The sequence below is a fragment of the Snodgrassella sp. W6238H11 genome (assembly GCF_016100525.1).
Lineage (GTDB): Bacteria > Pseudomonadota > Gammaproteobacteria > Burkholderiales > Neisseriaceae > Snodgrassella > Snodgrassella alvi.
The window spans coordinates 1-8,680 of sequence record NZ_JACFSH010000002.1 but is presented as its reverse complement, the minus strand read 5'-3'; the positions used below and the strand labels follow the sequence as shown (position 1 = coordinate 8,680).

8 protein-coding genes are annotated in these 8,680 nt (G+C 36.3%); 1 reads left to right on the top strand and 7 read right to left on the bottom strand.

Annotated features, from left to right (window positions below; genetic code table 11):
- Together H3V00_RS03485 and H3V00_RS03480 are read right to left on the bottom strand one after the other, a co-directional pair.
- A partial coding sequence (locus tag H3V00_RS03485; RefSeq protein ID WP_198207136.1) for a filamentous hemagglutinin N-terminal domain-containing protein occupies positions 1-3,153 on the bottom strand: 3,153 nt, incomplete at its 3' end.
- 202 nt (positions 3,154-3,355) lie between these two features.
- Complete coding sequence (locus H3V00_RS03480) at positions 3,356-5,122, bottom strand: ShlB/FhaC/HecB family hemolysin secretion/activation protein (RefSeq protein WP_198207138.1); 1,767 nt, start codon at positions 5,120-5,122, stop codon at positions 3,356-3,358.
- A gap of 760 nt (positions 5,123-5,882) precedes the next feature.
- Between H3V00_RS03480 and H3V00_RS11550 the strand changes: the two genes are divergently transcribed.
- Entirely contained in the window at positions 5,883-6,002 is a 120-nt protein-coding gene (locus H3V00_RS11550) for a hypothetical protein (RefSeq protein ID WP_144353294.1), read from the top strand.
- Between the two features lie 2 nt (positions 6,003-6,004).
- Here the strand turns inward: H3V00_RS11550 and H3V00_RS03470 are convergent, their stop codons facing one another.
- From H3V00_RS03470 to H3V00_RS03450, 5 genes are all read right to left on the bottom strand, one after another.
- Positions 6,005-6,442, bottom strand: a complete 438-nt coding sequence (locus tag H3V00_RS03470; protein WP_198207140.1) for a hypothetical protein — start codon at positions 6,440-6,442, stop codon at positions 6,005-6,007.
- Between the two features lie 59 nt (positions 6,443-6,501).
- A complete protein-coding gene (locus H3V00_RS03465) occupies positions 6,502-6,738 on the bottom strand; it encodes a hypothetical protein (protein WP_198207142.1) in 237 nt (78 codons plus the stop codon).
- 327 nt (positions 6,739-7,065) lie between these two features.
- Complete coding sequence (locus tag H3V00_RS03460) at positions 7,066-7,380, bottom strand: hypothetical protein (protein ID WP_198207144.1); 315 nt, start codon at positions 7,378-7,380, stop codon at positions 7,066-7,068.
- Complete coding sequence (locus tag H3V00_RS03455) at positions 7,380-7,586, bottom strand: hypothetical protein (protein ID WP_198207146.1); 207 nt, start codon at positions 7,584-7,586, stop codon at positions 7,380-7,382. Before H3V00_RS03455 ends, H3V00_RS03460 begins: the two co-directional genes overlap by 1 nt.
- A gap of 87 nt (positions 7,587-7,673) precedes the next feature.
- Positions 7,674-7,892 (bottom strand): hypothetical protein, encoded by a 219-nt coding sequence (locus H3V00_RS03450; protein WP_198207148.1) that lies wholly within the window; start codon positions 7,890-7,892, stop codon positions 7,674-7,676.
- Positions 7,893-8,680: the final 788 nt, after the last annotated feature.

The following is an 8,680-nucleotide window of genomic DNA, read 5'->3' as shown; positions in this document are numbered from 1 at the left end:
CACATCTCCGCCACTACCAAATTCTCCGCCCTGATTATTCAGACTATTGCCAATCTGTGCCTTTAACTGGCGGTTTGTCCGGATAGCCCCGGCTGCATTATTTATACTATCCGCTATCAAATCAATACTGTCTGCATCTATACTGCCATTACTGCTGTTATCCAGTGTCGATGCATGAATAACTGCACCTTTACCAGCCTGAATCTTGCCATTTGCGCTGTTATTCAATACCAGATTGCTTGGTCCGTCAGCATTTAGCAGTAATTCTTCATTACTTACAATATTTCCTCCTGTGTTATCCAGCTTTTCATCAATCTGCGCCGTTAGCTGTTTACCAGCCTGAATAATACCCCCTGCCGTATTTTCTGCGCGTGCTGCTTTCAGATTCAGATTCTCACTACTTATTATCCCCTTATTATTATTTTTAATACTTTCCGTATTCAGATAAGCATATTTACCTGCTATGATTTTTCCGCCGTCACTGTTATCAACAGCCAGATGACTTTCACCTTCACTGTTAAGCAACACATCTCCGCCACTGCCGAATTCTCCTCCCTGATTATTCAGGCTGTTGCCAATCTGTACCTTTAACTGCTGATTTGCCCGTATCGCTCCGGCAGCATTGTTTACACTATTTGCTGTCAGATCAATACTGCCTGCATCTATGCTTCCATCATTACTATTATCCAGTGTCGATGCATGAATTACTGCTCCTTTACCAGCCTGAATCTTGCCATTTGCGCTGTTATTCAATACCAGATTGCTGGGCCCATCAGCATTTAGCAGTAACTCTTCATTACTTGCAATATTTCCTCCCATGTTATTCAGCTTTTCGTCAATTTGCGCCTTTAACTGTTTACCTGCCTGAATAACACCCCCTGCCGTATTCTCTGCGCGTGCTGCTTTCAGATTCAAATTCTCACTGCTTATTATTCCTTTATTATTATTTTTAATACTTTCTGTATTCAGATAGGCATTTTTATTCGCTATGATTTTTCCGCCGTCACTGTTATCAACACTCAGACGGCTTTCGCCTTCACTGTTGAGTAATATATCTTCGCCACTGCCGAATTCTCCGCCCTGATTATTCAGACGGCTGCCAATCTGTGCATTAAGCTGCTGATTGGTACGAATCGCTCCCTTACTGTTATCAACAATATCGGCTTTTAATATCAGACTATTACTATCAATACTGCCCTGCCGGTTATTTAGGTTATTCGTATTCAGTTTAAGAGATGCACCGGACTGAATTTTTCCGTCCAGACTGTTATTTATATTTCCACTCTGTATACTTAGCTGTTCCTGAGCCGCAATCAGACCATTATCACTGTTATCCAGCTGGGTACTGTCTATATCAATATTCTTTACCGACTGTAATTTACCTTTTCTGTTATCCAGTTTGCCACTTTTTGCCGATAATAATTCTGTTGTAGTAATTTCACCCTGATGATTATCAATGCTATTGGTATTAATTAATGCCCGCCGAGCACTGAGCTTACCTTGATAATTATCAAATATTTCACCACTTACCGTTAATTTATTTAGATTCAGACTGCCATGATTATTCAGACCAGTCTTCGAGGTTAAATCAATACCGCCATTGGCAATAATCTGACCATTATCATTAATTATTCCCTCACTACTAATAATTTTTCCGGTTTCAAATTGTGTTTTATGGGTATTAACAGCAGAGACTGTTTGTCCGCTACCGGCGGCTGTAGTAGGAGGAGAAGCAGGTATTGCCGTTTCCGGTTTATGCTCCGGGTCAGACGGAGCAGGCTTATCCGGCTCAGGGGCATAACCAATCAGGCCATTATTACTATTATCCAGCTTATTCAGATCCAGCGTTAAACCCTGAGTACCGGTCTGAATAATCTTCCCGTTCTGATTATGAATATTATCTGCAATAATATCTATCCGACCGGCATTAATTTCTCCCTGATTATGCAGTTTTTGCTGCAGCATATTGATTTCATCCGCAGTAGTCAGTAAACCACTGTTTTCTAACTGCTCACTATGAACCAGCATTTTCCCCTGACTTGAAACTGTTCCACTATTCGTTACTCTGTCAGCATTGAGGGAAACACTGGCAATATCAGCACCAGAAGATTTCTGATCAGAAACGACAATACTACCACTATTGCTCAGGTAACCATTAGCATCTATGCTTAAATTACCATTACCGGCATAAATCTGCCCCGCATTATTAACACCAACGCCTTTATCAGTACTGACCAGTACAATCTTACCGGCATACATACCACCCAGTTTGCCTGCATCAATAGCTACTAAAGGTTTACTCCCTGCAGAGGTCAGTACAGACTCAGTTATATTTCCCTGTGCATCTGTATTATTGCTTCCTGCTGTAATATTCAGATTATTTGCCCAGATACCCGCATTAATCTGTGCGGCCTGCGATAGAATGCGTGTGTATTCACTGCTACCAGTATTCAGACCGTCTCCACTGATACTGATATTACCCTGCCGGACTTCAAAGCCGTCTAAATTTCCATTCCTGATTAGCGGCTTACCTGTAGTCAGCGTTACGCCTGCTGCGTTAATAAATCCGCTGCCATTCACATTTATCCCCGCCGGATTGGCTATAATTACTTCTGCACGCCGGCCGGCTACTTCTATATAGCCATTCAGCTGGCTAGGATTGGTACTATTAATCTGATTAACAATAACTCTGGCTTCACCTTTACTCAGCCATGGATTGGCCTGTATCCAGCCGGCCAGCCTGGTTGCCGCATTTTTTCGGCTGTTATTTAAAATAGCGCCTTTCTTGTCTACATCCATCTGCCGGAACTGATTAATTGAAACTCCGCCCTTAGTAGGTGTCTGAATATTAATTTGCGGTGTTCCATTCGCTGTTTGTAAAATAGTTGGCTGCTGATTTTTCGGTGCAGAAGTATCAGCATTAATCGAACCTGCCAGGCTGGAATCAATAACCAGGGTACATAAACCGAAACCCAGCAAAATAGACCAAGCCAGAACAGGCAAACCTGCAATCCTGATTGTGCTATTCATTATTGCGGTACTACCGGCAGTACTGTCTGCAGTACTTTTTCCTTCACGAATAGTATTTTCCGCAACAGCCATCATTTGCCCGCGTTTTTTATTGAAAATTACCTTAAAAAGATTCTTATTCATTTTCCTGACCTTTGAAGATTGTATATATTTGAAATTTCTTAAAATTAATAAAATATTGCCTTAATACTTATCTAAATATGACATAAATATAATTTTCAGTCAGCCAATTATTTGTAATTCTTACGTTAACTTTATTATTCATCATGCAATCCTCTTTATTTCATAATCAACGCTATATTTAGGATAAATTTGTAATACAGCTTCAAAGTGAATAATTCAGATTAAATCCGAATGTGGTTCTGTCTGTACGGAAATGCTGCGGTTTATAAATCGGTTTTCCCATAAATATGTCGTAATACAAGTTCCCGCCAGCCTTTACCTGACCTTTAAAACCCACTACTGTACCCGCCAGTGTCTTTCCTAACTGCATTTCACTTGTTCTTCCCGTTATATGCCCTACGTCTATCCCTGCATATACCTGATGACTCGGTAAATACTGCCAGTTCAGATTGTTATTCCAGTACCAGCCCTGCTCTCCCATCAAAGTAAGCTCTCCGTCAAATCCCCGCACAGTGTAGCGCCCGCCTATCGATACCTGATCCTGAGTGATTAACGGGGTTTTATTCCACTGCCCGTGAAACGAGGTGTCATAGCTAAAGTTATATTTTCCTACCCTGAACGGCTTCATCAGTGAAGCATCCAGTGTGATTATCTCCATCCTCGAAGTGCCTTCACCAAATTCTTCTTCCGCTGCCCGTAAACTGTGGTCTGCACCGGTTCCGCGCTTATAACCTGCACTCAGATTAAGTATGGCATTTCCTAAATATTCCTGATGATTCAGCCCTATAGCCCAGCCTGCCGTATGTCTTCTCTGTACTTCGATTTCAGCATCGTCTATATAGTTATGTGATTTACGCCGCCATATTCTGGCACTTACATCAATTTTACGGTGACTGTTACGATATATCATTCGGGTTATCCCCAAATCTGTATTTTCACTGCTGCCGTTATAATCATAATTCTGGTTATAACCGGCTATAGCCTGATGGTAGCGGTAATAATTCTGGTTAAAAGCTATCAACCAGTTTCCTACCGGCACTGAATAATGAAGAGAATAGCCGTGTGTACCACTACCGGTACGATTACCCTCAATATCTACTGTACTGTCTTTACTACCCAGATCATGGTTATAGTTCACATAAAACAGATCACTTAGACCTAACGGATTATCAACAGATAAAGTTACACCGCCCTGATAACGTCCGGTAGCATGACTGCCTGAGTCATCTGCATTAAAGCTGATACGTACTGGTACTTTACGCTGCGACCATGAAACAACCACATCACTTTCGTTCGGTGCTTCAGCCGGCACTATCTGGATATCCGCCTCTACTGTCGGCACGCGTTTCAGGTTTTCCAGTCCTTGTTCTAAATCCCGCAGATTCAATATGTCACCAGATCTGGCAGGAAATTCATTCTGAATACGACGAATACGGTTTACATGTGTCTGATCAGCATTATCAAGGTTATAACGAATTTCATGAATTCGTCCCGGAATAACTGTCAATACCAGCTCACCAGTACTTAAATCCTGCGGGCTGGCCAGAATGCGTGTAGTAGTATATCCCCTGTCTATTACTGCATTCTGCGCCAGTGTCATAATATAATTAATACCATTGCTACCCAGACACAATCCCGGCTTGAATTTACTCAGATAAATAGCTTTATCTAATGCAAATTGAAACCGCTGTGCCTGATCACCATTTAACTTGATGCTTTTAATGGCAAAGCATGGTTTTTCATCCTGAGGTAAACCGCTAACAGTGCCCTCAATTTGCGGAGGCTGTAATCGTACATTGACATCAGGCTGCATTCTTTCCTGAAACTGTTTCAGCCTTTGCTGCTCTCGAATAATCTGCTGCTGCTCAATATCTGCCGGATTAGCCGGACCTGACGATGGTGCAGCATACGTCTGATATATCACCCCGTTCAGTAGACTTAAAAATAATAGGTTTTTACTGATGTTCATCACATTATCTACAAATATTTGTTTTAATTAATAATATAATACATAACTTAACTCTACAAATTATTTAACTAATTTATTTGTAATAAAAATATTTTAATAAGAAAATTTTATTTAGATATTTATCTAAAAAACAATTTATATAAATTAAATTTTTATATATATTTCAATATATTAATTGAATAATTATTCTATATGCAATAAATCAGCTATGATAATTTTCTTCTCCGCCCTTCTGATCAGATATTCAATAATTAAAATTAAATTATTGTTTCAAATAAGATTAAATATAAATTTAGTTAATGGACAAGTTTTGTTGTAAATTTGATATAAATCTCCAAAATTAAATATATTTAATCTAATTTAAAGTAAATATAACGTACTCACTTTAATAAATACATTAGATAATCTTTCACTTTTCCGTTAGAAATTCTCAAATTTTTCTCATGTTTTAATTAATATGACTAATCATAATATTAATCTTAAATGTTTCAATTTATAACTTAGCCAATAATACTAATTTCATAAAATAGATAAATTAGATTTATCTAGTGAGTAGTGTTTTTCTTAGTCATAATTTCACTTAAATATAATTTGTTTTTCATAATTAGATGCTTACACTAAAAATACCAATTAATAGAAAATACCGATTCTATAATTATTTTTTATCTGTACTATATTTATCGATTCAATTAAAGCACGAGAATTAATCCCAGGTATTTATTCATTGATGAACAAATTACCCTGTTAGTTGAACAACGACATGGTAGTAATTAAAATAAAAGCCTTATTGATGTTTCAACAAGGCTTTAAATTTTATTTATCTGATAATGGGGTTTGGTTAACTAAACAAGCTCCATCTCAGTTTTTAATAATTAAATAACTTTATTCAGGTACAGTCGTATCTGCTTTATATTGTGCTGACTCTTCTTTCGCTGATTCGAGCCATGCTGAAAAATTTTCTAAATAATATTGTTTACCCCTAACCGGATCTTCACCACTATAACTATAGCCATAATCATGAAAATAAACTTTTGGATCCCCACTTTTATCACTTCCATCAAAACAGGCTAAAACAACATATCCATCATTAAAAAAACCTGATTCATCACTAGCAATAGCAAAAGGTATTAAAGGTTGATCTCTATATTCAATGAGTAGTGCTCCATAATAACTTAAAGATTTTCCGATATCTTTGCATAAAAAATCCCATGGTTCTAAATCAATAATGTTATTAGATTTTACTGTGTCAATATAACTTTGAGGAAAAACAAAACCATCAGGAAGTATTGGGGTATTATATAAAAATATATTAGACATCATTTTTTACCTTGTATTTTTGGAGATTGATTCGAGCCATTTGGATTTTGTTTTCCAAAGCCTCAAGATTGTTTGTTTATGTGCCCTTTAATTGCTTCTCCCCATGTATTATATTTTTCCCGACCTCGAAACTCTTGAATCTCCGGAGTTAATTTTTCATTAAAATCATGAACTTTTGCTTTAACATTAGTACCTGCTTCTCTTGGAGCAAGAATTCGAGTGTTATCCATATTTGTTAATTTGCCATCTGGCATTTTTATGACATCAACAGAATCGCCTTTCCAACCATCTTTTTTCATTCTAGAGACAATATCATCATAAGTGTATTTTAAAGTAGTCCCTCGTTCAGTTTTGTTATAAGAAACCGTATTCTGTGAAAATCTGATTTCATCAGAATTTATTACGGTCGTTCATTTTTCAGCAAGACCAACTGATTATCAGACTTACTATGCATATATAGAAAAACGATAAAAGCTCTCCGCTGCTTAGGCGGGAGCCTCATTACTTATCTACTGGATAGAGCTCTTTAATATATTGTTCAACAAAGGGCTTTAATTCCTCTACAGGATAGACTTCTTTTCGCTGTACTAGATAAGCATCATCATAAATTACTCTGGCTTCAAGAATCAAGTAACCAATACTGAAAATTTTCGGTTTTTCTCTATACGATAGATTACTCCTGACATAATTGGTAAATCAGCTTCTGACTCATCTCTAACTTCTGGTTCAAAGTAAGAAAAATTACTCCAGCATACATTATCGTTACTATGATCCTGAATAATTATAAAACCATGAGATAAATCTAAATCACTATTATTTAAAACCCCAATTGAAATCATTCTTGTATCAATTAATAGCTCTTTCAGATTACTAACTAATTCTTTAACTATTTTATCGAAAGAGGGAGTTTCTTTAATTGGAAACATGATTTCATAAGCCATTATTTACTTCCGCCTTTTGATATTGAGTTGTCAGTTACATTTAACCAACTATCTTGAGTTTTAATATAAATATTACTTACATTACCTTCTTTTGTGATATTGAATACAGGTGATCCTAGTTTAAAATGATTAATCATTTCATTCATATTCACACCTGTTTTAGGTGCATCTATATATAAATCACCTTTATATCCTTGTTTAGCCATATCCTTAGCACCATCAGTAATGTTTCGTCGGACTGCATGAATGCTTTGCCCATGAATTTCTTTCTATTAAACAGGAACCCCATTAAGCTAACCATCAATACCAGGATTGTTTGCTTTTTCTGCTCCTTTAAAAGTACCACCTTTATATTTCACCATATCTAATGCTTGTTTATATTCATGTGGTTCAAGTGCACTTTTAATAACGGAACCTTGTTTACCTGGTGGTAAAGTGGATAACTCAGAATCAGCATTTCCAGCTTGTCCCGCTCCACTCGTCCTCTTTCCAGCGATAAAAATAATCCCCACTAATTAGGCGGTGATTATTGATCACCACCATTTTGGATACGCTATAAAAGCATTTAATATATTATCCCTATCGTCTAAATCGATCCTTTCGTAGCCTTCAGATTTAGATATATTTTCATTAATGTCTTTTTTAAAAGAAATCCAACACATCTTATTATTTTTAATGTCTATTTCTAGTTTGAAATTATCATTCATATCCTTAAATACAGTGAATTTAGATAGTTGTAGGTCTTTAATGAAAAAATCAAAAACATTACATTCAAACCAAGCTACTGACACATTTTTTAGCTCGAAACCACTTTTTCAATATCAATCGAAATATACAATTTTAATGAAGGCCAATGCTCATCTATTTCAATTGTGTCTATAGAAATTTTTATTGGATTATTAATTAAGATATCCATTAGTGCGCTCTCATATATCGTACATGGGTAATTGTTGGTAACTCACCTCTGATCTAGGTGGTTTAAACTCCAATTGACACCCATTGACAGTAACTCTATCATAATTAGGAATATTATTTTTAGTAGCTGTATTTACAGCTGACTGAAAACTTCTTAACTGTTCTTGGCTTGTTAATTTTACAGACTCTGGAGTATGCTCATAATCATAACAATAAAGTAAGGTAAATTATTTATTCAACTTGCTATATAAGTCTGAAAGATAATAATTAGAATCTCTAATAGTTAGGTAGGAATTATTTTTATTATGATATTTTAGTCATTATATTTTTGATAATAGGTTCAACAGATTGTTCTAACTTTTCACTATCTATCGTATAACGATTT

Coding starts and splice junctions, on each gene's coding strand:
- H3V00_RS03455 (WP_198207146.1), bottom strand. CDS start 7,586: ATGGCTAAACAAGGATATAAAGGTGATTTATATATAGATGCACCTAAA.
- H3V00_RS03470 (WP_198207140.1), bottom strand. CDS start 6,442: ATGATGTCTAATATATTTTTATATAATACCCCAATACTTCCTGATGGT.
- H3V00_RS03460 (WP_198207144.1), bottom strand. CDS start 7,380: ATGGCTTATGAAATCATGTTTCCAATTAAAGAAACTCCCTCTTTCGAT.
- H3V00_RS03465 (WP_198207142.1), bottom strand. CDS start 6,738: ATGAAAAAAGATGGTTGGAAAGGCGATTCTGTTGATGTCATAAAAATG.
- H3V00_RS11550 (WP_144353294.1), top strand. CDS start 5,883: ATGGTAGTAATTAAAATAAAAGCCTTATTGATGTTTCAACAAGGCTTT.
- H3V00_RS03480 (WP_198207138.1), bottom strand. CDS start 5,122: ATGAACATCAGTAAAAACCTATTATTTTTAAGTCTACTGAACGGGGTG.